This window comes from Colwellia sp. MB3u-8 (genome assembly GCF_014076985.1).
Classification (GTDB): domain Bacteria; phylum Pseudomonadota; class Gammaproteobacteria; order Enterobacterales; family Alteromonadaceae; genus Cognaticolwellia.
Window position 1 is genome coordinate 200,035 of sequence record NZ_JACGVA010000059.1, and the last position, 22,505, is coordinate 222,539.

Genomic DNA, 22,505 nt, shown 5'->3' on the forward strand with positions numbered 1-22,505 from the left:
GTGTTAATCGGCCACTTTACCTGCAATTACATGCTCTTTTGGTACGGTAATTTGCAAGGTTTGAATACGACGGTTATCGGCAGCGGTGACTTTGAATATAACTTTATTGATGGTGGTTTTTTCACCTTTTTTCGGCATATGACCAAAGTGTTGGGTAACAATACCCCCTATGGTATCGGCATCACGTTCATTAAATTGAAAATTAAAGTAATTATTAAAGTCGTTAAGGTCGGTAAGTGACTTCACTTGATAAACTTGGCCAGCAAGGTATTTAATATCTTCTTCCATAGCATCATCGGTTTCGTCTTCAATTTCACCGACGATCAACTCTAGAATATCCTCAATGGTCACCACACCTGAAACGCCACCGTATTCATCAACGACAATCGCCATATGATAACGCTGTTGACGAAACTCTTTTAAAAGTGGATCAACTTTTTTACTCTCAGGAACAATAATGGCCGGACGAATAATTTGTGCAATGGTGAATGCTTCATCGAATTGGTTAAAGCCGTGAGCGAGTAAATCCTTCGCTAATAAGATGCCTTCAACGTCGTCAATATCATCATTAATCACGGGAAATCTTGAATGTCCAGAATCCACTATAATGGCGAGTGATTTCTCTAACGGATCATTAATATCTAAGGTGATCATTTGTGACCGAGGGATCATAATATCACGTACTCGCATATCAGATACTTCGAGTACGCCTTCGATCATTTGCTTGATCTCAGGGTTGATAAATTCATGGTTTTCAGCATCATTTAATGCATTGACTAGCTGCTCTTTGCTTCTCGGTTCTCCGGTAAATATTTGTATAATTTTAGTCAAGATTGACTTATTTGAAGAACCGTTACTAGAGTGGGGTTGGTCGTCGCTCATAGAGCCTTTTTAATTCCTTGTTAGTTGAATTTAGTACTATTTAATTATTCGACTAGTCTGTAGCCGATCGTAATTAATTTCAAGTACTAAATTGTTGCTTATTCTCTTCAGTAACTATTTTATTGAGAGAGATCAAATAATGCTTTGATATTTATACTAAGCGAATTCATCAATGAGTCCGCTTACGATTGAATATTGGCTGCTATTGAATTTCATAAGGTGCAGCAATGCCCAAACCGGTAATTATTTTCGTTTCAAGCGCTTCCATTTCTTCTGCTTCATCATCGTCAATATGATCAAAACCCAATAAATGTAAGCAGCCATGTACAACCATGTGCGCCCAATGGGCATTGATAGATTTGTGTTGTTCTGCGGCTTCTTGCTCAACAAGATCAACGCAAATAATCAGATCACCTAATAAATCAAGTTCAATGCCATCAGGTACTTCAAATGGAAATGATAAAACATTGGTGGCTTTGTCTTTGCCTCGATATTGATGATTAAGCTGGCGGCTTTCATCACTATTGACCAATCTAATGGTAAGTTCAAATGATTTTTCATATGGCGCTAGCGCTGCCTCAGTCCAACATTGAAAATCACTGAGTTCAGGCACCGCCTTATCACCACAAGCCAATTGTAAATCGACGATAATATTAGCCGCGTTATTCGCCATGTTTACTTTCGCTTGTAGCGGCTAAGGCTTCTGCTTTTTGCTGTTGTTCGCGTGCTTGTTGTTTTTCTGCTTTTAAGCTTTGCTCTTTTTGCTCAAACGCTTCATAAGCTTCAACTATATGACCGACAACAGGGTGGCGTACCACATCTTTTGCTTGAAAGAAGTTAAAACTAACCCCGGGTATATCCACTAATACTTCAATAGCATGGCGTAAGCCAGATTTTTGTCCGCGTGGTAAATCTACCTGAGTTATGTCACCTGTGATCACGGCGCGTGAGTTAAAGCCGATACGGGTTAAGAACATTTTCATTTGTTCTACGCTAGTATTTTGACTTTCATCAAGAATAATAAAGGCATCGTTTAATGTTCTACCGCGCATGTAAGCCAATGGGGCCACTTCGATGACATTACGCTCAATCAGCTTTTCAACTTTTTCAAAACCGAGCATTTCAAATAGCGCATCGTATAACGGACGTAGATAGGGGTCGACTTTTTGCGATAAATCACCGGGTAAAAATCCGAGCTTTTCACCCGCTTCTACGGCTGGACGGGTCAGTAATATGCGTCTGACTTCTTGACGTTCTAAAGCATCGACAGCACAGGCCACGGCTAGGTAAGTTTTACCTGTACCGGCAACACCAACACCAAAGCTGATATCATTGGTAATAACATTTTGGACATAACTTTGCTGACTTTCGTTACGTGGCTTGACCATGCCACGTTTGGTTTTTATCGTTACCATATCGTCGTATTTAGCATCAAGCTTACTTGGCGTGGCTTCTAACACTCCAGCTTCTACAATGGCTAAGTGCAGCATTTTAGCGGTAATGGTGTTTGACTTACCTTTAACGGTTTCAGTTTCAAGGTAAAGATTGATCAAAACTTGCTTCACAGCCTCTGCATTGACACTTTTACCGGTAACTTTAAACTCATGGCTTCTGTAGCTGATCTCAACGCCCATTCGACGTTCTATCGTCTTAAGGTTGTCGTCTATAGCGCCACACAAATTGGCCAGACGATTATTATCGGCCGGAGATAGTTCAAAAGTTATACTGGTATTTTTACTCAATTGCTGCTCCCGAGTGTTTTAAGTAAGATGTTAAAAGGGCAAATAATTATTTGCCCTTAATATTTACTTTTATGAATAATAATGGCTTAAGGCGTAAAGGTGGCTACCCCTAGCTCATTCACTGGATTTTGTTCTGCTTGGTGATGGTTGTTAGCCAAAATGTCAGCGGGTGAATGGGCGATACGTAAACCCATCTCACTTTCTTGGCGAATCAGTTCACCGCGTAACGAGTTGGCATAAACATCCGTAATCTTGACATCAACAAATTGGCCAATAACGGTATGTGGAGCAACAAAGTTTACGATACGATTATTCTCTGTTCGACCACGTAATTCCATTGGATTTTTCTTTGACGGACCTTCAACTAGAATACGTTGCTCGGTATCAAGCATATGACGTGCAATTTGCAGTGCTTGTTGGCTGATACGGTCTTGCAATATTTGTAAACGTTGCTTTTTAGTTTCATCACTAATGTCATCAACCATATCGGCCGCAGGTGTACCTGGGCGAGCACTGTAAATAAAGCTGAAACTTAAATCAAAATCTACTGCTTTAATTAAGTTCATCGTCGCTTCAAAATCAGCATCAGTTTCACCTGGAAAACCAATAATAAAGTCAGATGACATGCAAATATCAGGTCGAACTTTTTTCAATTTACGGATTTGAGACTTGTACTCTAAAGCGGTATGGCCACGCTTCATTTGCGTTAAAATACGGTCTGAACCACTTTGCACGGGTAAATGTAAGTGACTAACAAGCTCAGGCACATCAGCGTAAACATCAATAATGTCATCAGTAAATTCGATTGGATGTGATGTGGTATAGCGAATACGGTCAATACCGTCGATGGTAGCGACTAGGCGTAACAGTTCAGAAAAACGACAAATACTACCGTCATGCGAATCGCCACGATAACCGTTAACATTCTGGCCAAGTAAATTGACTTCGCGCACACCTTGTTCGGCAAGCTGAGCAATTTCATATAAGACATCATCAAGCGGACGACTGACTTCTTCACCGCGGGTATAAGGCACTACACAGAAGGTACAATATTTACTACAACCTTCCATAATAGAAACAAAGGCAGTAGCGCCATCGGCTTTTGGCTCAGGTAAGCGGTCAAATTTTTCAATCTCTGGGAAGCTCACATCAACAACATGACCTTTGTGACCGGTAACTTGTTGGATCATTTCAGGTAAACGGTGCAAGGTTTGTGGACCAAAAACCATATCTACATAGGGGGCACGTTGACGAATAGCATCGCCTTCTTGTGAAGCAACACAACCACCAACCCCTATGATTAAATCAGGATTTTTTACTTTGAGATTTTTCCAGCGACCTAACTGATGAAATACTTTTTCTTGTGCTTTTTCACGGATAGAGCAGGTGTTAAGTAAGATAACATCAGCATCTTCAGCTGCTTCGGCTAATTCAAAGCCATGGGTAGAGTCTAAAAGTTCAGCCATTTTCTGCGAGTCATACTCGTTCATTTGACAGCCCCAAGTTTTGATATATAGCTTTTTACTCATTGTTTCGCGCCTAATCTTTTCTATGAATTGATTCTAGTTTTTGCTAGAGAATTTAAGGAGCCATATTTTACTCTTTCTTTGCCTATGATGCTAGCTTAGAAATATCTTGGTTAAAAATAGTTTTAAGTTTTTAGTTTAGCGCTGTGAGTCATCAGAAATTTGAAGCGGCGAGTTTTACTTTTAAGTGTTTAATGGTGCGTTTTTTTGCGAGTGCTTCACTTGAGTTTTACCCTGTTCATTCATGCGAGGGTCTACTTGATATGCGGGTAAAACGAGCAAATAAATAACCGAGTCGTGAGTTAGGTTCACAAGCTGAATAATGAGAAAATGAGTGATATGGCTATTGTTGCATCATAGGGCACATAAACATCGAATTAAGATATCAGGTTGGGTAGAATAACCTAACGTTCATAAAGTTGTAAAAATCATGATGAATCAGTTTGATTGTGTTGTTGTTGGTGGTGGCATGGTAGGTGCGGCAAGTGCTTTATCACTGGCTGAGCTAGGATTAAGTGTCGCCATTATTGAAAAAAGTGTGCCAGAAAAGTTTTCTCCTGAACAAGCCTTTGACTTGAGGGTTTCAGCGATTTCGTTAGCCTCAGAGCAATTGTTAAAACAATTAAGTGCTTGGCAGCAGTTGCAAAAATGGCGAGTGTGCCCCTATAAGCGCCTTGGCGTATGGGAGCTTGAGCAAAGCTATACCGAGTTTAATGCCAAAGATATCGATCAAACGCATTTAGGTCATATTGTTGAAAATAGGTTGATACAACTTTCTTTATGGCAACAAATGCAGCAACACAGCAATGTTACTTTATTGTGCCCTGAAACCTTAATTAAACTTGAGCAAAGCCTAACAGACGTTGAGTTAACTTTATCGTCAGGCACTATAAAAGCTAACGTAGTTATTGGTGCCGATGGTCCGAATTCTTATGTCCGTAAACTGGTGAATATTGGCACCACAGGTTGGGACTATGCCCAATCTGCTCTGTTAATCAATGTCGAGACCGAAAAGCCGCAACAAGATATAACTTGGCAACAGTTTTTTCAAACAGGCCCTATTGCCATGCTCCCTATGTTAGGGAATTGTGCTTCATTGGTTTGGTATCATAATAAAGATGAAATAAAGCGCTTATCAGCATTATCCCATGACAATCTAACGCAAGAAATAATGCAGCACTTTCCAAAGTGTTTAGGAAAAATAGCCATCATTAATAAAGCCTCGTTTCCCCTGACACGACGACATGCGAATCAATACCAGAAAGGCCGTGTACTCTTAATAGGCGACGCGGCACACACGATTAACCCTATGGCAGGACAAGGGGTTAATTTAGGCTTTAAAGATGTTAAAGCCTTGCAGCATGTTATTGCAAAAGCTATCGGTAATGGCGAGTTATGGCATCAACCAGACGTTTTATCGCGTTATCAACAAAAAAGAAGAATGGATAATTTATTAATGATGACTACTATGGATGCATTATATTTGTCATTTGGCCATGTATCACCTTTAGTTAAGCTTGCCCGAAATGCTGGCTTAATGATGGTGAATAAAGTGCCAAACTTGAAAAATAAAGCCTTAGCTTATGCGTGTGGTGTATAGCGTTAATTTAATGTTTTGTAACCGTTTCATTAGTTATCTGCTCTACTTTATTCGCAGGGAAAACGGCCAAAGAGAAGGCGTTTATTTTAATAACGCCTTTTTTAGGACAATAGGCCCCGGCATGGTCTGATAAACTGTATTGATGCAGCGATAGTGATTAAATAAATAACGTGGGGGGGTAATCAGGAAAAATAATCTGAATATTAGCAAGCGTATTTATTTTGAAAGCGAACAGAGAGTAAAAATCAGCTTAGATTAAACGTTAAAGTGTATTTTGTATGCGAAACAATATCTAGGGAATGTTATAAGGACAATTTTAGTTGTGATAACGGTATAGAAGGAGGGTAGAAAATTTACATCTAGAATTGGTGCGGAAGGAGAGACTCGAACTCTCACATCTTGCGATACTGGAACCTAAATCCAGCGCGTCTACCAATTCCGCCACTCCCGCATATTCAGGTAGTAATCTCAATAAATTGAAATTATAAAACAGTTAACATAAAAGAAAGTGGCTGGGGTATGAGGATTTGAACCTCAGAATGACGGGATCAAAACCCGCTGCCTTACCGCTTGGCTATACCCCAACTGGATACTTTTAGATTTAAAGTGAGAAACATTGATGAACTTTCAAATAACGCAAAAGAAAGTGGCTGGGGTATGAGGATTTGAACCTCAGAATGACGGGATCAAAACCCGCTGCCTTACCGCTTGGCTATACCCCAACAATGTTACTTACTTTATAACAAATACCATGATGATACTTGTTAATAGAATGGTACGGGTCAAGAGACTTGAACTCTCACATCTTTCGATACTGGAACCTAAATCCAGCGCGTCTACCAATTCCGCCAAACCCGCATTTTTTCTATTTCTTACTAAGAGTGAAAAGTGGTGGCTACACCGGGATTTGAACCTGGGACCCCATCATTATGAGTGATGTGCTCTAACCAGCTGAGCTATGTAGCCTTTCCATCTCGCCTCTCAGCAAGTGGCGCGTATTATGCAAATCTGATCGCCTTACGTCAACCGTTTTTTATCAAAAAATAAGACTTTTTTCTTGTTTGGCTAATCGCTGTGCAATTTGTCGGATATCTGCACAGAAATAGCCCCAAAAGACAAAGCTAATAGTAAGCTAGTTTAATGAGTTTGCTTATCATGACTATTTAATAACTTCCTTGCTAGCTTTTACCACAAGATTTTTTTAATAATCACTAAACTTTTACGAAACGTTTTATGCTTTATTGTCTTATTGAGTGACTAAGTCTGCTTTAAAACCAAGTTTTATTATTTTGTTAGTAGATTTCAGTAAGTCTAAAAAGAGTTATACCGGTTTTATTAAGTTTATGATCTTGTTGCGCGCAGTGAAAACTCTTCACGGCAGATGGTTCCAGACTAAAGGTAAGTACCGACATTTACATAGGAGAGATACTAATTGATAATTATCTCACTGTTCTTAGCCGTTCTCAGCTATCTATGGCTCCACGGCATTAGTGCATTCATCTAAGTCGCGGTTTCTAGCTATATAGGTAATTGTGCCTTAATCCGATTTTCTAACTTAGCTCTGCAACTCCTCAGCCTTGAGGTGAAACGGCTATCTAATACCCAGTTGATTAATTAGCTGTTAATTTTTAATGGTGAAAATGAAAAACTACTGTGTTGTACAATTTATACTTTTTTCTGTATCAACAAGTAGTCCACTTAATTAAATGGCTATAACTGAATTATATTTCATGCCTATGTACCTTACTCAGGAAGCAGGCATCACCTGAGCCAACTGCATAGGCATGTTATATTTTAATGTTTGAGGATGATGACAAGCGCTTTACTTAACTGCAAAGAGCTAGCGTTAACGTTAAACAGATCAAGTGCTAGCTTATGGGAGAAAAAAAAAGAGAGCCTAAGCTCTCTTTTTTTGGTCGTTTAAACTTTAATTAAAAATTAAAGTTTAAACATTAAATCTGAAATGCACCACGTCGCCATCTTTAACGCGATACTCTTTACCTTCTAAACGCCACTTACCCGCTTCTTTCGCACCAGACTCACCGTTAAACTCGATAAAATCATCATAGGCAACTACTTCAGCGCGGATAAAGCCTTTTTCAAAATCAGTGTGAATAACACCAGCCGCTTGTGGTGCGGTAGCATCTTGCTTCACTGTCCAAGCTCTTACTTCTTTTACACCAGCGGTAAAATAGGTTTGCAAGTGAAGTAAAGAATAACCCGCATTGATAACACGATTTAGGCCAGGCTCTTCTAAGCCCATTTCAGCCATAAATTCAATACGGTCTTCATCATCCATTTCAGATAATTCGCTTTCAATTTCAGCACAAACCGCTACCACTATGGCACCTTCGGAATCAGCAATTTTCTGCACTTGGTCAAGGTAAGGGTTATTTTCAAAACCATCATCATTAACATTGGCGATATACATAGTTGGCTTGATGGTTAAAAAGTTTAAATAAGCAACGGCAGCTTTTTCTTCTTTCGTTAAGACTAAAGAACGGATCATTTCACCATCTTCAACATGCTTTAGTATTTTTTCCAAGACGGGCATTTCAAATTTAGCCTCTTGATCGCCACCTTTGGCTTTCTTAGCTAAACGAAAAATAGCGCGCTCTGCGGTGTCCATATCAGATAAGGCTAACTCAGTATTGATCACTTCAATATCATCAATGGGACTAACTTTATTAGCAACGTGAATAATATTGTCATTGTCAAAACAACGAACAACATGACCAATGGCATCAGTTTCACGAATATTAGCTAAAAATTTGTTACCTAAACCTTCACCTTTTGAAGCGCCAGCCACTAAGCCTGCAATATCAACAAATTCCATGGTGGTTGCTAACACACGCTCTGGCTTTACTATCTTTGTTAATGCGTCTAAGCGTGGGTCGGGTACAGGCACAACACCCGTATTAGGCTCGATTGTACAAAAGGGGAAGTTTGCTGCCTCAATACCTGCTTTAGTTAACGCATTGAAAAGCGTTGATTTACCTACGTTGGGCAAGCCAACAATACCACATTTAAATCCCATGATGTTTACCTATTATGTTGACGCAATAACCTTTATTGCGCTTTAAAAGAATGTAGACGATTTTGTGCTTTTTTAATGTCGTCTGTTTGCCAAATTTCAAAACAGCGCGCAGCTTCGTCTATCGCTTGGTCAATTAAATTTTGTTCATTGGCCGGCGCTTTGCCAAGCACATGCCCAGTAACGCGTTCGCGATGACCTGGATGATCAATACCAATGCGTAACCGATAAAATTCTTTGTTATTAGCCAAACATGAAATGATATCACGTAAGCCGTTGTGGCCACCGTGACCACCACCTTGTTTGATTTTACAAACGCCAGGTAACATATCTAGCTCATCGTGAGCAACAAGAATGCTTTCAACAGGAATACGAAAAAAATTGGCTAAAGGGGCTACGGCTTTACCACTACAATTCATAAAGGTAGTAGGAATGAGAAGATGAACTAATTGCCCTGCAATTAACCCCTTACCGTATAGACCAGCGTATTTTTTTTCTGGTTTTAGTGAAATGTTGTTACGTGCAGCAAGCTCTTGAACGAACCAATCACCAGCGTTATGACGGGTTTTACTGTATTCGGAACCTGGATTTCCTAAACCGACTACTAATTGAATCGCCATCTAATTATTTACTCTTGTTATCAAACTTAAGGTCAATAAATTCAAGTGTATTTAAAACTAAAAAGCTTAAAGGGCATGTTATAAAAACATCTCCCTTTAAGCTTGTTCATCATGCGTAAAGTTAACTATTACTCAGCAGCAGCTTCAGCTGCTTCGCTGTCAGCATTTGGAACTTTAGGAGCGTTCACAGTAACAACGGCTTGATCATGGCTTTCGCCTTTAGCTAATTCGTCAGATGTAACGCCTTTAGGCAAAGTAACATTTGATAAATGTATTGTTTCACCAACAGCTAAATTAGCAAGATCAATTTCAATAAACTCAGGAATGTCAGCAGGTAAACATGTAATTGCTATTTCATTCATTAGATGAGCAATTTTGCCACCTAGTTTTTCTGCTGCTTCTTCATTAAGGAAATGAATTGGAGCATTAACTTGCACAACATGCGTTGCATCGATACGTAAAAAATCTAAATGCATGACAAGTTGTTTAAACGGGTGACGTTGCATGTCTTTTAAAAGACACTCAACAGGCTTGCCGTCAACGTTGATAGTTAAAACGTGAGAGTAGAATGCTTCTTCTTGTTGGGCACGAAAAACATTTTTGTGTGCTAACGTTAAAGAAACAGGCTCTTGGCCTTCACCGTATAAAATCGCTGGAACTTTGCTCGCGTGACGTAGGCGGCGGCTCGCACCTTTCCCTAAATCTGTACGTACTTCAGCATCCAATGTAAATAAATCAATCATGGGTTATATCCATTATTTAATAATTAAAGGTCGTTGCTTTTTGCGACCAAAAGCAACCTGTTCCTTTTTTTACGGTTAATTAGCGATTAACTAGTACTTCACTATTAGTGAAACACTATCCAAGCGTAATTAGCTAAAAAAGGCGCAGCATGATAACACTCTGATGAATCGAAATCCATTACTTATGTTACTTTTAAAGGTAATACCAATCTCACTAATTATCTGATCATTTTTACTGGTTAAAACAACTAACTACTGCGTTATTTATTTAATAATTAGCACAACTAGTTATTAAATAAATGCCTTATATTTGGCCATTTTTCCTGCGTATAAAGTAGAGCACCTAATTAATGAAATTGGTATAAGGCTATTATGAGCAAGGGCTTTCGATTTATAACAATAAAAAAAAGCACCTAAGGGTGCTTTTTTTGAATGATATTTTTTGATTAACGCTTAAGCGTCAAACATCGCAGAAATAGATTCTTCGTTGCATACTCGACGAATAGCTTCTGACAACATGCCACTTAAGGTAAGTTGACGAACTATACCCAGCGCTTTAATTTCATCTGATAGTGGAATTGAGTCAGTAACAACAACTTCATCAATTACTGATTTTTTTAAGTTCTCAGCGGCATTACCAGAAAATACCGGATGAGTTGCATAAGCAAATACGCGTTTAGCACCGTGTTCTTTTAATGCTTCAGCCGCTTTTGCCAATGTACCACCAGTATCAATCATGTCATCAACAATAAAACAGTCACGACCTTTAACATCACCAATGATGTGCATTACTTGCGCAATGTTTGCTTTAGGACGACGTTTATCGATAATGGCAAGATCTGCATCATCTAATAATTTAGCTACGGCACGTGCACGAACAACACCGCCAATATCAGGTGAAACTATCACTGGATTTTCAATGTTACGCGCTAACATATCTTCTAATAAGATAGGCGTACCAAAAACGTTATCAACCGGTACATCAAAAAAGCCTTGAATTTGTTCTGCGTGTAAATCAACCGTTAAAACACGGTCAACACCTACACTTGATAAGAAGTCAGCAACAACTTTTGCAGTAATGGGGACACGAGCACTACGAACGCGACGGTCTTGACGAGCATAACCAAAGTAAGGCATAACAGCGGTAATACGTCCAGCTGATGCACGACGTAGCGCATCAATCATCACGATTAGTTCCATTAAGTTATCGTTGGTAGGGGCACATGTTGATTGAATAATAAAAACATCCGCACCACGTACGTTTTCGGTAATTTCAACACTAATTTCACCATCACTAAAACTGCCAATCTTGGCCTCGCCTAAGGTGATGTATAAGCGGTTAGCGATTTGTTTGGCCAGTTCAGGGGTGGCATTACCCGCAAAGATCTTCATGTCAGGCACGGTGAGTTCCTTAGAAACTTTTGACATTTAAATTACGATACTGAATAAAACGGTGAGTTAAATATCAGCAAATTATTTTATTTTTGCCAGTTTTAATGGCATTTATATTAATTTTATCCGAACTTAATTGTCGTTTACTGCCGCAATTGCAGCATGTAAGGGCGATTGATTTAGTCCTTCGGCTACGAATGATTCTATACCGTTTGGCAGTAAAGATTGCACATAGCACGCGTCTTGTTTGGAGCTAAAACGTGAAAAAATACACGCACCAGTTCCAGTCATCTGGGACGGCGCGTATTCTATCAACCAAGCCAGTAGTTTGGCAACCTCGGGGTAGTTTTTTATTACCCAAGTTTGACAATCATTGTGATAACTTTCTATATCATCATCGCTGTAACCTATAGTGGGCGTATCTCGAGTTAAATCTTTCGCTGCAAAAACACTGGCAGTAGAAATGCTGCAATCGGGTTTAGAAACTAAATACCAATAAGTTTTTGGTGCAGCGGGGGTCAGTTGTTCGCCAATGCCTTGGGCAAATGCGGCAAAACCATGAATGAAAATGGGTACGTCAGCACCCAAGGTTATACCAAGTTCAGCAAGTTGTTTAATCGTCAGCTTTGTTTGCCAAAGTGCATTGAGTGCCAGTAGCACAGTCGCGGCATTTGATGAACCGCCGCCCAAGCCGCCGCCCATAGGTAATAATTTTTCTATCTTAATATCCACCCCTTGCTGACACTCGCTATAGTTTTGCAATAATCGTGCAGCTTTGATGATTAAATTGTTGTCATTGTTTACGCCGGGAATCGGCGTCAGCAGCGTTATGGCTTTATCTGCTGTGATCCGCAAGGCGATAGTGTCGTGGTAATCTAGAAACTGAAAAACAGTTTCTAGTTGGTGATAACCGTTGTCCATTCTACCGACAATATGTAAAAACAAATTGAGCTTAGCCGGTGACTTGAATACAATAAATGGCTGCTTATTCACGATAACCTCGTTAAACTTTCCATGAATGAATGACAATTTTTATCCGTAAATCGCCTTGAATAATCGTTAGCTGTTTAGCCAATTGAAATGGGCCAATGTGATGATATTTACTATATTTTATCAACCAGTTTTTATTGTTATAATGACTGGTTAAAGACTGTGGTAGTTGAGTTTTTGCATGGTAATCTATCTTATCTGTAGGTAAAAAAGCTAGCCCTTTCAGCCAATGGCTCATGGCACGCGTCGGTAAATCTAAACCGGTAAGTGTATAGATTAAATGGTCTAAATCTGACGTATTATAAAGATTACCGTCAACTTCTAAAACAAAGTTATCTTGCTGTCGAGTAAGTGCTAATACCTGAATGCCAAATAAGGTCGATAAATTTAACGACTCGGTTTGACCAACCGCATTTTTTTGCCAGTGCAATGACGCACTTTGGCGCTTTTGACTATCGATAAAGGCTATTTTCCCCACTAGGGTCCAGCTATCAAGCTGTGATACTTGTTGGTTGCGTGTGGCAATATTTTGGTTTTTTTGATTATTCTCTACGGGTATATCGTTGATGCTAGAACAAGCACTTAATAGACTGACAAAAAATAGCGTAATGAGTCGTATATTATACATAGCATTCCTGAGCTGAATAAATTAAATAAGCTTTGCTTCATCAAAAGAAACAACAAATAACGAAAACATATAACTGCATGCTTTCAATTTAAGGTGATTTTACGTAAAATTATCGCGATTTTTTATCTCAGATCATAGGTTTTTTTCAATATCTAACTGATAATTGTGTCGAATAGTCATTACAAGCGTATAATCAGCCGTAAGATAATAGTCATCCGCCGCAGACACTGCCGGCCATTAACATTTTTTGGACTCAATATATTCATATGTCGATAGTTGCATTAGGTATCAATCATAAAACCGCTCCAGTAGCCATTAGGGAAAAAATATCATTTAACCCTGATAACTTGAGTTCGGCTTTGCAGGAACTGATTCATTCAGTAGATTGTAAAGAAGCCGCGATTTTATCTACCTGTAATCGAACCGAGCTTTATATCGTTCAAGAAGGTGATATTACCTTAACGCAAGAGCGTTTAGTACGTTGGTTAGTACAACACCACAATGTTCCTGCGTCTACCATTACGCCAAGTTTATATTGGCATCAAGATCAACAAGCGGTTAATCATATGATGCGTGTTGCTTGTGGTTTAGATTCTTTGGTACTGGGTGAGCCACAAATATTAGGGCAAATGAAACAAGCCTATAAGCAAGCTAAAGCGGCTGGTTCGATGGCGTTAGTGATGGACCGGCTTTTTCAACGTACTTTTGGTGTCGCTAAGCAAGTGAGAACCGATACCGAAATAGGGGCAAGTGCGGTTTCTGTTGCTTTTGCTGCGGTTAACCTAGCAAAACATATTTTTGCCAGTTTAGATAAAACCCGGGTTCTGTTAGTAGGTGCTGGGGAAACTATTGAATTAGTAGCTAAACACTTATACGAAAATAATGTTGGCCATATTACGGTGGCAAACCGTACCTTAAGTCGCGCTGAAAACATGGCAAAAAAATTTGGTGCCGATGTTATAACACTCGCGCAAATTCCAGAAATGATGTCTAGTGCTGATATTGTCATCAGTTCTACCGGTAGTACTTTACCCATTATAGGTAAAGGTATGGTGGAAAAGGCTTTAATGAAAAGAAAGCATCGACCCATGTTTATGGTCGATTTAGCTGTTCCTCGTGATATTGAAGAGCAGGTTTCAGATCTTGAAGACGTATTTCTCTACACCGTTGATGACTTGCAAAACATTATTGCAAAAAATTTAAATAATCGCCGCAAAGAAGCGGTATTAGCCGAAGGTATTGTTACTGAACAATCATCTGTTTTTATGTCATGGTTACGTGGCTTAAATACCCAAGATACGGTGATTTCATATCGTAAACAGTGTTTAGAAAATCGTGATCAATTGCTTGAAAAAGCCATGCAACAACTAGCGACAAATAAAAAACCTGAAGCGGTAATTGCTGAGCTTGCCACTAAGCTAACCAATAAATTTATGCATGCACCCACCAGTGCTATTCAATCGGCCGCACAAGGTGGAGAGTTAGATCGGCTGATTTACTTACGCGATATTTTTAATATTGACCATCAAGATTAGCCACTGGGTTTACCTAGTCTTTAATTTAAGCGGGCAATAATTTACCTTTCGCTATCTTCACACCCGTTGAAACTCTGAGCTAAGCTCTTTATACTGCTCGCTTGCATACCTATTTAGTATAAATTACCTGCATAGTCGAATATAATGCGCGGGTAATTCATCAATTATTGACTATATAAGATCATTTAATGAATAAATCTGTTTACCAAAAACTTGAGATACTTGTCGAACGCTTTGAAGAAGTACAAGCGTTATTGTCTGATCCTGAAACTATTTCTAATCAAGAAAAGTTTCAGGCATTATCAAAAGAATTTTCACAATTAGAAGTTGTAACCTCAGCCTTTCATCGCTTTCAAGATGCCGAGAATGATTTTGCTGCGGCAGAAGAAATGCTTAAAGATGAAGACCCGGATATGCGTGAAATGGCGCAAGAAGAGTTTAAGTCGGCGAAGAAATTGGTAGAAAAAATGACCGAGGAATTGCAAGTTTTATTATTGCCTCGTGATCCAAAAGACGACAATAACTGTTTTGTTGAAATTCGCGCTGGAGCTGGTGGTGATGAAGCGGCTATTTTTGCCGGTGATTTATTCCGTATGTACAGCCGTTATGCTGAAAAGCAAGGTTGGAAAATCGAATTGATGAACTCCAACGAAAGTGAGCAGGGCGGTTATAAAGAAATTATTGTTAAAGTTAACGGTGTTGGTGTTTACGGTCAGATGAAGTATGAGTCTGGCGGTCACAGAGTGCAACGTGTGCCTGAAACTGAATCACAAGGGCGTGTGCATACTTCTGCTTGTACTGTGGTTGTAATGCCAGAAATTCCAGAGTCACAAGCCATTGAAATCAATAAAGCTGACTTAAAAGTAGATACTTTCCGTGCCTCTGGTGCGGGTGGACAACACGTTAACAAAACCGATTCAGCTATTCGTATTACCCATATTCCAAGTGGCGTGGCGGTTGAATGTCAAGACCAGCGTTCGCAGCACAAAAACCGTGCCCAAGCGATGTCAGTATTACAAGCTCGCTTACAACAAATAGAAGATGAAAAACGCCGAAGTGCAGAAGAGTCTTCTCGTCGTAACTTAGTGGCTAGTGGTGATCGTTCTGAGCGAATTCGTACTTATAACTTCCCACAGGGGCGCATGAGTGATCATCGTATCAACCTGACACTTTATCGTTTAAACGAAATCATGGAAGGTAATTTACACTTAGTACTTGAGCCCATTATGCAAGAAAGTCAGGCTGATTTATTAGCAGAGCTTGCTGAGCAGCATTAGTGAGTGCATCAGTGGTAGCGCAAAGGTTGTCGGTTGAAAACTTATCATCGATGACCTTGGCTAAATTAACGGTTTTTGGTCAACAACTTTTGTTGCCTCACTCAGATAGCAGCAAATTAGATACTGAGATACTCATTTGCTTTGTTATTGAAAAACCAAGAAGTTTTTTATTAACTTGGCCAGAGCATAAGTTATCTACCAGCCAAGCAAAGCAATTTTCTGAACTCATGTTGCGAAGAGTTCAGGGCGAACCTATCGCCTATATTGTTGAACTACGTGAGTTTTGGTCATTACCACTGCAAGTTTCACCTGCGACTTTAATTCCGCGTCCAGATACTGAAGTGCTAGTTGAACTGGTGTTAACTCATCATCAAGCAGCAGAACTAAGTTGTTTAGATTTAGGCACAGGTACGGGGGCTATTGCCTTAGCTTTAGCCTCAGAGCGACCTCAATGGCAAATAGAAGCGGTAGATTATAGCGATGAGGCCGTTGCGCTCGCCAAGGTTAACGCCGACAACTTAGCGCTAACACAAGTTAATATTTATCAAAGTGATTGGTTTAATCAGGTAGCTGATGATAAGCGCTTTGACATTATCGTTAGCAATCCTCCGTATATTGATGAACATGATTATCACCTTAATGAAGGGGATGTCAGGTATGAGCCTAAAACCGCATTAGTGGCTGCGGATAATGGCTTAGCTGATATTATAGTTATTGCTCACCACGCACTTAACTTTTTAAAACCGGGTGGCTTTTTGTATATTGAACATGGTTTTGAGCAAAGTAAAATGGTGCAAAAAATTCTAGCAGATTTAGCTTATAGCGAAATCCAAACAATAAAAGATTACAGTCACAATGACCGAGTGACTTGGGCTTGTTACTCTGCATAAAGCACAAAACTAAAAAATAAACTTAACGGAGTTATTATGCTTAAAAATTTACATATGACCATTGCGATGATCAGTGTTTTATTTTTTACTTTTCGTTTTGTCTTAACCTTAGCTAATTCAAATAAATTAACCTTGAAATGGTTGAAAATTGCCCCACATATTATCGATACCTTATTACTGGGTCTTGGGGTCGCGTTATCGATTCAGCTAGCGATAAATCCAGTAGAACAACTCTGGTTTGCCGAAAAACTGTTTGCCGTGTTGGCTTATATTTTTACCGGTTACTACACCCTGAAATTGGCGCGAAATCGTGCCATGCAAATTATTGGTTTTTTGGGCGCAATAGGCTGGATAATGCTGATTGTTCGTCTCGCCATAAGCAAGGAATCCGTATTTTTAGCTGGCTTATAAGCGGCTAAAATCATGACCAAAGCCATTAAGTTAGTGGTCACTCAGAGCTTGTTAGCTGTTTGAGAGCAAGTTTAATTTTTTTCATATAGTTGTTCTATATGAAGGGAATTATAGGAAATTATAGGCGGTTATCGAATCGCTTGAAAACTCTCGAAGGGCGAGCTTAAAAGGCTTACAGTCTGCGTTATTGATTTTGAAAATGGAATAACCATTCTCTACAACCAATGCCTTTTCTCTAAGCTTTTTAAATCTCGCTAAGTGGGAAGAAACTTATTGGCATTGGTATAAGTATTAAACACTAATAGAGTATGCATGAACGATTTATTGTTATCAGAAATTAAATCTGAAGAAAATGAACTATTACAAACTTTTTTATTAATAGAAGAGTTTATTTTTGGCAAAAAAACGACTGTTCAAAGTGAACTGGATGATCTAGTGGGTTATTGCCAAGGTGAAACTGATGAAATTAAAGATCCCATTGAACGTGCTGAGGTATTGATTAATGCCTTATTTATTGATCAACTTTTTATTGATAAACAGCAGCAAAATTGGCCAGTAATGTCATATCAGGTGTCATCAGCGTTAACGCATAAACTGGTTTCACCTATCTTAAAATCGGTACTTATTGCCTATGTAGCGAATGCTTGTGATTGTCAGACTGACATTGTTTTTGTACCAGAAAAAGCCATGTTAAGAATTATTTGTGATGACAGTTACGCCATTATTCTTGATCCCGTTACCGGTGAGTCGCTAAATTGGCACGAGCTTGATACTCGCATGAGTGAAATTTCAGGTGACCCATTTGAAGTCACGCTAGATATAATGAAACAAGAAAGCCTAGTGCTTGAACATATCACGAGTTTAAAAGCGGCTTTTATACGAGAACAGGCTTACGATAACGCACTTAAATGTGTGGATATGCTATTGGCACTGAATCCAAATGATCCCTTTGAACGTCGCGATCGTGGCTTTTTATTACATCAACTTGATTGTTTTAAAGTCGCCTATGATGATTACCAATACTTTGTTGAGCAATGCCCGAAAGATCCTGCGGCGCAGCTATTAAAGCTACAGTTAGATAAAATTTCAATTGCAGATACCATATTGCATTAACAAAACTTACCGGTTAATAAGTCGGCTTAAGCGTCATTTATAAGAATAATAACAATACCGTAACTTGAAAAATCATAAGGATAAGTAATGCAAGATTCAGTCGTGGCTAGCATGCCATTGATCACCAACGATGCAACAGTACTTGGAATTCTAGCGCTAATTTTAGGCTTTGTTTTTTATACCTCAAGCAGCAGTAACCCCGCTTGTCGATCATTTTATAAGTATGTGCCCGCACTGTTAATGTGCTATTTGTTACCCTCGCTTTTAAATACTTTTGGTATTGTTAGTGCTGAAGTCAGTAAAGTTGATGAAGTGGCAAAATATTATTTATTACCCGCTTGTTTAGTCTTATTGACGCTGAGTATCGACATTAAAGCTATTGCTGGTTTGGGTAGTAAAGCCATTATTATGTTTTTAACTGGTACCGTTGGCGTAATCATAGGTGGGCCACTAGCATTATTAATTGTTTCAGCTGTATGGCCTGAGTTAATTGGGGTTTCAGGCCCAGACGCCGTATGGCGAGGTATGGCAGCGCTGGCGGGAAGTTGGATTGGCGGCGGCGCAAATATGCTTGCCATGAAAGAAATTTACGGTGCTGATGGTAAAATATTTACCATCATGGTGACGGTAGATATTGTTGTTGCCAATATTTGGATGGCCATTTTGCTTTATATGGCGGCGAATCATAAGCGAATTGATGCAAAAAATGGTGCAGATACTTCAAGCATTGATCGATTGATTGAAAAAGTTGAAGCCGAAACCCAGGAAAATTCAAAACAACCTGAACTAAAAGATTACATGCTCATTTTAGCCATTGGCTTTGGTGCTGCCGGTTTGGCGCATTTAGCGGCTGATTACTTAGTACCATTTTTTCAAAATAGCTATCCTGAGTTAAAGAAATTTAGCTTGCACAGTAAATTATTTTGGATCATCGTATTAGTGACCACTATTGGTTTAGCACTTTCCTTTACTAAAGTCAGAAAACTAGAGGCGGTAGGAGCCTCAAAGGTGGGTAGTAGTTTTCTTTATATTTTAGTCGCCACTATTGGTTTGCATATGGATATTACGCAAATCGTTGAAGCGCCTAAATATATGGTGATTGGATTAATATGGATGGCCGTACACGTAGGCTTATTATTTGCAGTACGTAAGTATATTAAAGCGCCAGTATTTTATTTAGCGGTTGGTAGTAAAGCTAATATTGGCGGCGCAGCATCAGCACCCGTTATTGCCTCGGCATTTCATCCGTCATTAGCCCCTGTTGGGGTTTTGTTAGCCGTTTTTGGTTATGCATTAGGCACTTACATGGCATGGTTATGTGGCCAGTTGTTAAGAATTATTGGTAGCTAGAATCGCCGCTAATCTATAGATAAATATTGGAAATATTATGACAAAGCAATTAATTTCACTTGGCGATATTGATATCGCCAACGATAAACCTTTCGTATTATTTGGTGGTATGAACGTGCTGGAGTCGAGAGACTTAGCCATGACCATTGCCGAACATTATGTTGAAGTAACCCAAAAACTCAATATTCCTTTTGTATTTAAGGCCTCATTTGATAAAGCTAACCGTTCGTCGGTTAGCGCATATCGTGGCCCTGGTTTGGACGAGGGCTTAAAGATTTTTCAAGAAATTAAGTCGACATTTAATGTCCCGATTATTACTGATGTACATGAACCTTATCAAGCTGGGCCTGTTGCTGAAGTGGCTGATATTATTCAGTTACCTGCGTTTCTTGCTCGCCAAACTGATTTGGTGGTTGCTATGGCAAAAACCGGTGCGATTATTAACGTGAAAAAGCCACAATTTTTGGCTGCCCATGAAATGCGTCATATCATCAATAAGTTTGCTGAAGCCGGTAACGAAGACATTATTCTTTGTGAGCGTGGGAGTTGCTTTGGTTACAATAACTTAATTGTTGATATGTTAGCCATGGATGAGATGAAAAACTATGCGCCTGTTATGTTTGACGCCACGCATGCTTTGCAACGCCCAGGTGGTAGAGAAGACTCAGCTGATGGCCGACGTGCACAAGCGGCGCAATTAGCCCGTAGTGGTATGGCTATTGGTATTGCAGGCTTATTTATCGAGTCGCACCCTGATCCATTAAACGCAAAGTGCGATGGCCCTTGCGCGTTACCCTTAGATAAACTTGAACCTTATTTAGCACAAATGAAAGCGTTAGACGAGTTAGTTAAAGGCTTTGAACCGCTTATTACAGGGTAGATACTTCAACTTAGATATACGGCTTAGCTTATATGGTTTTTATAGTGGCGCTAGGTTAATTAGCTATTGTTGAGCTTACTAAGTTAGTAGCAACTGCCAGTAGCAACTTTTAGTCACTACTTTTTAGTCACAACAACACATCGTTTACTCAACATATTGACTACAAATAAAAAGGGCGCTATTAAGCGCCCTTTTCTATATGAGTAGTGCCATGATTAAGGGTTATTTCAAGTGATGGAAGTCAATATCTTCAATATTTTTACCCGCTTCAGGGTCGTTAAACACCGCTTCATCAAATTGATCTTCAGACTTACCGACAATAATCGTTACCATGCTATCACCCGTCACGTTAACCGCGGTACGTGTCATATCTAGTAAGCGGTCTACACCAATAATTAGCGCAATACCTTCAACAGGTAAACCGACTTGCTCTAGCACCATAGCTAACATGATTAAGCCAACACCGGGAACACCTGCCGTGCCAATTGATGCTAATGTCGCTGTTAATATCACCATTAAGTAATCAGTAAGCGTTAAGTCTTGGCTAAATACTTGTGCAATAAATACCGTAGCAACACCTTGCATAATTGCCGTACCGTCCATATTAATGGTGGCACCTAATGGCACAGTAAATGAAGCAATGGAGTTCTTAACACCCATTTTCTTTGTTGTTGTCTCTAAGGTAATGGGTAAAGTTGCATTACTGCTTGAGGTTGAAAATGCAAAAATAGCGGTATCACGCATTTTCTTTAAAAAGATTAATGGATTTAAGCCAGTAAATAACTTAAGTAAAACAGGATAAGTGATAAAGGCATGCAGTAATAATGCAAAAAGCACCACAAAGAAATACCCTAACAAATTGCCAAAGGTACTTAACGACACGTCGGTAAATAAGCCGGCTAATAAACAAAATACACCATAGGGCGCAATGTTCATTAAGATAGTAACCAGGCGCATAACGACCACACTCATATCTTCAAAAAGTGCAGCAACACGCTCGCCCGGTTTGCCAGAAAGTGCAATGGCGATACCAAATAATAAAGCAAAAATAATAACTTGCAGCATGTTGCCTTGAGCAAATGAGGCAAATGGATTACTGGGGAACATTTGAATAAGGGTTTGAGCAAGTGAAGGGGCTTCTCGACTGGTAAAGGTTGTACCCGCCGTCATATTTACGCCTTCACCAGGGCTAACAAGTAAAGCTAAACCCATAGCAAAGCTAATAGCAATAGCCGTTGTGAGTAAATATAAGCCTATAGATTTTCCACCGATGCGACCTAGCTTAGTGGTATCTTTTAGTGAGCAGGTACCGCAAATTAACGACACGAACACTAAAGGCACGACCAACATTTGTAAACTAGAAATAAATACTTGGCCAATAACTTCAAAAACACCATCAACTAAAAAGCCGCGGACTGAAAAATCAAAGAGGTATAAAGGAATGACGAAGTCAGAGCCATCAGGCATCAACGATTGTAAAATTGTGCCAGTGAGGATACCCGCAATCATACCGGTAACAATTCGAGCAGTTAAACTTGCTTGCTTTTTTTCAGCCATATTTTTCTTATTTTATTGAGCGATGCCTTATTATGTTGTTGCGAAGAGCAGAAATCAAATGATTAAAGCATAGAGGTGTTGATTTTAGGATATTATTTTTACTGCCGGTTTTTTTGCTCTTTAATTAAGCTAAGTAGGTAAAAGGTAATGATTGGCGTTAATATGTGATGATACGAGATTAACGACAAAAAACTTTTTATGGTGCGTATGTTAAGTTGCTTTAATTTTCTCACTGTATCCACTTTGCTTGAAAATTGCATAGCTACTTGGGACTTGTCTCAATAAAAAATAGCATTCCGTCTGATTTAAGTGGCGTAAATTTAATAAATAATCCC

At 39.3% G+C, this 22,505-nt stretch carries 19 protein-coding genes and 5 tRNA genes; 8 read left to right on the plus strand and 16 right to left on the minus strand.

The features are described 5' to 3' along the window. Window positions 1–3 precede the first annotated feature (3 nt). The 4 genes from H4J54_RS07590 to miaB form a co-directional block, all read right to left on the minus strand. Window positions 4–882 carry an HlyC/CorC family transporter gene (locus tag H4J54_RS07590; RefSeq protein ID WP_182190288.1) on the minus strand — a complete coding sequence of 293 codons (879 nt, stop codon included), beginning with the start codon at window positions 880–882 and terminating at the stop codon, window positions 4–6. Between the two features lie 202 nt (window positions 883–1,084). Further along, window positions 1,085–1,555 (minus strand): rRNA maturation RNase YbeY, encoded by a 471-nt coding sequence (gene ybeY / locus H4J54_RS07595; RefSeq protein ID WP_182190289.1) that lies wholly within the window; start codon window positions 1,553–1,555, stop codon window positions 1,085–1,087. Further along, window positions 1,545–2,624 carry a PhoH family protein gene (locus H4J54_RS07600; protein ID WP_182190290.1) on the minus strand — a complete coding sequence of 360 codons (1,080 nt, stop codon included), beginning with the start codon at window positions 2,622–2,624 and terminating at the stop codon, window positions 1,545–1,547. The genes ybeY and H4J54_RS07600 overlap by 11 nt, the downstream gene beginning before the upstream one ends. Before the next feature lie 86 nt (window positions 2,625–2,710). Then, the gene (gene miaB, locus H4J54_RS07605; protein WP_182190291.1) at window positions 2,711–4,153 is read right to left on the minus strand and encodes a tRNA (N6-isopentenyl adenosine(37)-C2)-methylthiotransferase MiaB; all 1,443 of its coding nucleotides are present in this window, start codon (window positions 4,151–4,153) and stop codon (window positions 2,711–2,713) included. A gap of 427 nt (window positions 4,154–4,580) precedes the next feature. On the opposite strand from miaB, the gene H4J54_RS07610 reads away from it, so the two are divergent. Then, window positions 4,581–5,750 (plus strand): FAD-dependent oxidoreductase, encoded by a 1,170-nt coding sequence (locus H4J54_RS07610; protein WP_259367166.1) that lies wholly within the window; start codon window positions 4,581–4,583, stop codon window positions 5,748–5,750. A 366-nt stretch (window positions 5,751–6,116) separates the two neighbouring features. On the opposite strand, the gene H4J54_RS07615 is transcribed toward H4J54_RS07610, so the two are convergent. From H4J54_RS07615 to lolB, 11 genes are all read right to left on the minus strand, one after another. Next, a tRNA-Leu gene (locus H4J54_RS07615) sits at window positions 6,117–6,201 on the minus strand. A 58-nt stretch (window positions 6,202–6,259) separates the two neighbouring features. Continuing rightward, window positions 6,260–6,334 (minus strand) — tRNA-Gln (locus tag H4J54_RS07620). 63 nt (window positions 6,335–6,397) lie between these two features. Next, window positions 6,398–6,472 (minus strand) — tRNA-Gln (locus H4J54_RS07625). Between the two features lie 51 nt (window positions 6,473–6,523). Further along, a tRNA-Leu gene (locus H4J54_RS07630) sits at window positions 6,524–6,608 on the minus strand. Between the two features lie 31 nt (window positions 6,609–6,639). Next, window positions 6,640–6,716 (minus strand) — tRNA-Met (locus H4J54_RS07635). Between the two features lie 979 nt (window positions 6,717–7,695). Continuing rightward, the gene (gene ychF, locus H4J54_RS07640) at window positions 7,696–8,787 is read right to left on the minus strand and encodes a redox-regulated ATPase YchF (protein ID WP_182138023.1); all 1,092 of its coding nucleotides are present in this window, start codon (window positions 8,785–8,787) and stop codon (window positions 7,696–7,698) included. A 32-nt stretch (window positions 8,788–8,819) separates the two neighbouring features. Next, on the minus strand, window positions 8,820–9,404 hold the full coding sequence (pth, locus tag H4J54_RS07645) for an aminoacyl-tRNA hydrolase (protein WP_182138024.1): 585 nt from the start codon (window positions 9,402–9,404) through the stop codon (window positions 8,820–8,822). Window positions 9,405–9,532: 128 nt separating this feature from the next. Then, window positions 9,533–10,147 (minus strand): 50S ribosomal protein L25/general stress protein Ctc, encoded by a 615-nt coding sequence (locus H4J54_RS07650; protein ID WP_182190292.1) that lies wholly within the window; start codon window positions 10,145–10,147, stop codon window positions 9,533–9,535. Between the two features lie 453 nt (window positions 10,148–10,600). Beyond that, window positions 10,601–11,548 (minus strand): ribose-phosphate pyrophosphokinase, encoded by a 948-nt coding sequence (locus H4J54_RS07655; RefSeq protein ID WP_182190293.1) that lies wholly within the window; start codon window positions 11,546–11,548, stop codon window positions 10,601–10,603. A gap of 123 nt (window positions 11,549–11,671) precedes the next feature. Beyond that, window positions 11,672–12,532 (minus strand): 4-(cytidine 5'-diphospho)-2-C-methyl-D-erythritol kinase, encoded by an 861-nt coding sequence (ispE, locus tag H4J54_RS07660; protein WP_310650182.1) that lies wholly within the window; start codon window positions 12,530–12,532, stop codon window positions 11,672–11,674. A 10-nt stretch (window positions 12,533–12,542) separates the two neighbouring features. After that, window positions 12,543–13,157: a lipoprotein insertase outer membrane protein LolB gene (lolB, locus tag H4J54_RS07665; RefSeq protein WP_182190294.1), complete on the minus strand. Its 615-nt coding sequence runs from the start codon at window positions 13,155–13,157 to the stop codon at window positions 12,543–12,545. 266 nt (window positions 13,158–13,423) lie between these two features. On the opposite strand from lolB, the gene hemA reads away from it, so the two are divergent. The 7 genes from hemA to kdsA all read left to right on the plus strand — a co-directional run bounded on the left by hemA (window position 13,424) and on the right by kdsA (window position 20,613). After that, window positions 13,424–14,692, plus strand: coding sequence for a glutamyl-tRNA reductase (hemA, locus tag H4J54_RS07670; RefSeq protein WP_182190295.1), 1,269 nt, complete (start codon window positions 13,424–13,426; stop codon window positions 14,690–14,692). Window positions 14,693–14,880: 188 nt separating this feature from the next. Beyond that, window positions 14,881–15,969, plus strand: coding sequence for a peptide chain release factor 1 (gene prfA, locus H4J54_RS07675; protein WP_182185068.1), 1,089 nt, complete (start codon window positions 14,881–14,883; stop codon window positions 15,967–15,969). A gap of 50 nt (window positions 15,970–16,019) precedes the next feature. Next, window positions 16,020–16,859, plus strand: coding sequence for a peptide chain release factor N(5)-glutamine methyltransferase (prmC, locus tag H4J54_RS07680; RefSeq protein WP_182190454.1), 840 nt, complete (start codon window positions 16,020–16,022; stop codon window positions 16,857–16,859). 36 nt (window positions 16,860–16,895) lie between these two features. Further along, window positions 16,896–17,270, plus strand: coding sequence for a SirB2 family protein (locus tag H4J54_RS07685; RefSeq protein ID WP_182190296.1), 375 nt, complete (start codon window positions 16,896–16,898; stop codon window positions 17,268–17,270). A 312-nt stretch (window positions 17,271–17,582) separates the two neighbouring features. Further along, a complete protein-coding gene (locus H4J54_RS07690) occupies window positions 17,583–18,383 on the plus strand; it encodes a tetratricopeptide repeat protein (protein ID WP_182190297.1) in 801 nt (266 codons plus the stop codon). 87 nt (window positions 18,384–18,470) lie between these two features. Then, window positions 18,471–19,733, plus strand: a complete 1,263-nt coding sequence (locus H4J54_RS07695; RefSeq protein WP_182190298.1) for a DUF819 domain-containing protein — start codon at window positions 18,471–18,473, stop codon at window positions 19,731–19,733. 37 nt (window positions 19,734–19,770) lie between these two features. Next, window positions 19,771–20,613, plus strand: coding sequence for a 3-deoxy-8-phosphooctulonate synthase (gene kdsA / locus H4J54_RS07700; RefSeq protein WP_182190299.1), 843 nt, complete (start codon window positions 19,771–19,773; stop codon window positions 20,611–20,613). 222 nt (window positions 20,614–20,835) lie between these two features. Here kdsA and H4J54_RS07705 read toward each other — a convergent pair whose 3' ends face one another. Further along, window positions 20,836–22,170: a dicarboxylate/amino acid:cation symporter gene (locus tag H4J54_RS07705; RefSeq protein ID WP_182190300.1), complete on the minus strand. Its 1,335-nt coding sequence runs from the start codon at window positions 22,168–22,170 to the stop codon at window positions 20,836–20,838. Between the last annotated feature and the right edge of the window lie 335 nt (window positions 22,171–22,505).

Excerpts from the sequence above, each read along its gene's own strand:
- H4J54_RS07590 (WP_182190288.1), bottom strand. The coding sequence starts at position 882 with ATGAGCGACGACCAACCCCACTCTAGTAACGGTTCTTCAAATAAGTCA.
- ybeY (WP_182190289.1), bottom strand. The coding sequence starts at position 1,555 with ATGGCGAATAACGCGGCTAATATTATCGTCGATTTACAATTGGCTTGT.
- miaB (WP_182190291.1), bottom strand. The coding sequence starts at position 4,153 with ATGAGTAAAAAGCTATATATCAAAACTTGGGGCTGTCAAATGAACGAG.
- H4J54_RS07610 (WP_259367166.1), top strand. The coding sequence starts at position 4,581 with ATGATGAATCAGTTTGATTGTGTTGTTGTTGGTGGTGGCATGGTAGGT.
- ychF (WP_182138023.1), bottom strand. The coding sequence starts at position 8,787 with ATGGGATTTAAATGTGGTATTGTTGGCTTGCCCAACGTAGGTAAATCA.
- pth (WP_182138024.1), bottom strand. The coding sequence starts at position 9,404 with ATGGCGATTCAATTAGTAGTCGGTTTAGGAAATCCAGGTTCCGAATAC.
- H4J54_RS07650 (WP_182190292.1), bottom strand. The coding sequence starts at position 10,147 with ATGATTGATTTATTTACATTGGATGCTGAAGTACGTACAGATTTAGGG.
- lolB (WP_182190294.1), bottom strand. The coding sequence starts at position 13,157 with ATGTATAATATACGACTCATTACGCTATTTTTTGTCAGTCTATTAAGT.
- hemA (WP_182190295.1), top strand. The coding sequence starts at position 13,424 with ATGTCGATAGTTGCATTAGGTATCAATCATAAAACCGCTCCAGTAGCC.
- prfA (WP_182185068.1), top strand. The coding sequence starts at position 14,881 with ATGAATAAATCTGTTTACCAAAAACTTGAGATACTTGTCGAACGCTTT.
- prmC (WP_182190454.1), top strand. The coding sequence starts at position 16,020 with ATGACCTTGGCTAAATTAACGGTTTTTGGTCAACAACTTTTGTTGCCT.
- H4J54_RS07685 (WP_182190296.1), top strand. The coding sequence starts at position 16,896 with ATGCTTAAAAATTTACATATGACCATTGCGATGATCAGTGTTTTATTT.
- H4J54_RS07690 (WP_182190297.1), top strand. The coding sequence starts at position 17,583 with ATGAACGATTTATTGTTATCAGAAATTAAATCTGAAGAAAATGAACTA.
- H4J54_RS07695 (WP_182190298.1), top strand. The coding sequence starts at position 18,471 with ATGCAAGATTCAGTCGTGGCTAGCATGCCATTGATCACCAACGATGCA.
- kdsA (WP_182190299.1), top strand. The coding sequence starts at position 19,771 with ATGACAAAGCAATTAATTTCACTTGGCGATATTGATATCGCCAACGAT.
- H4J54_RS07705 (WP_182190300.1), bottom strand. The coding sequence starts at position 22,170 with ATGGCTGAAAAAAAGCAAGCAAGTTTAACTGCTCGAATTGTTACCGGT.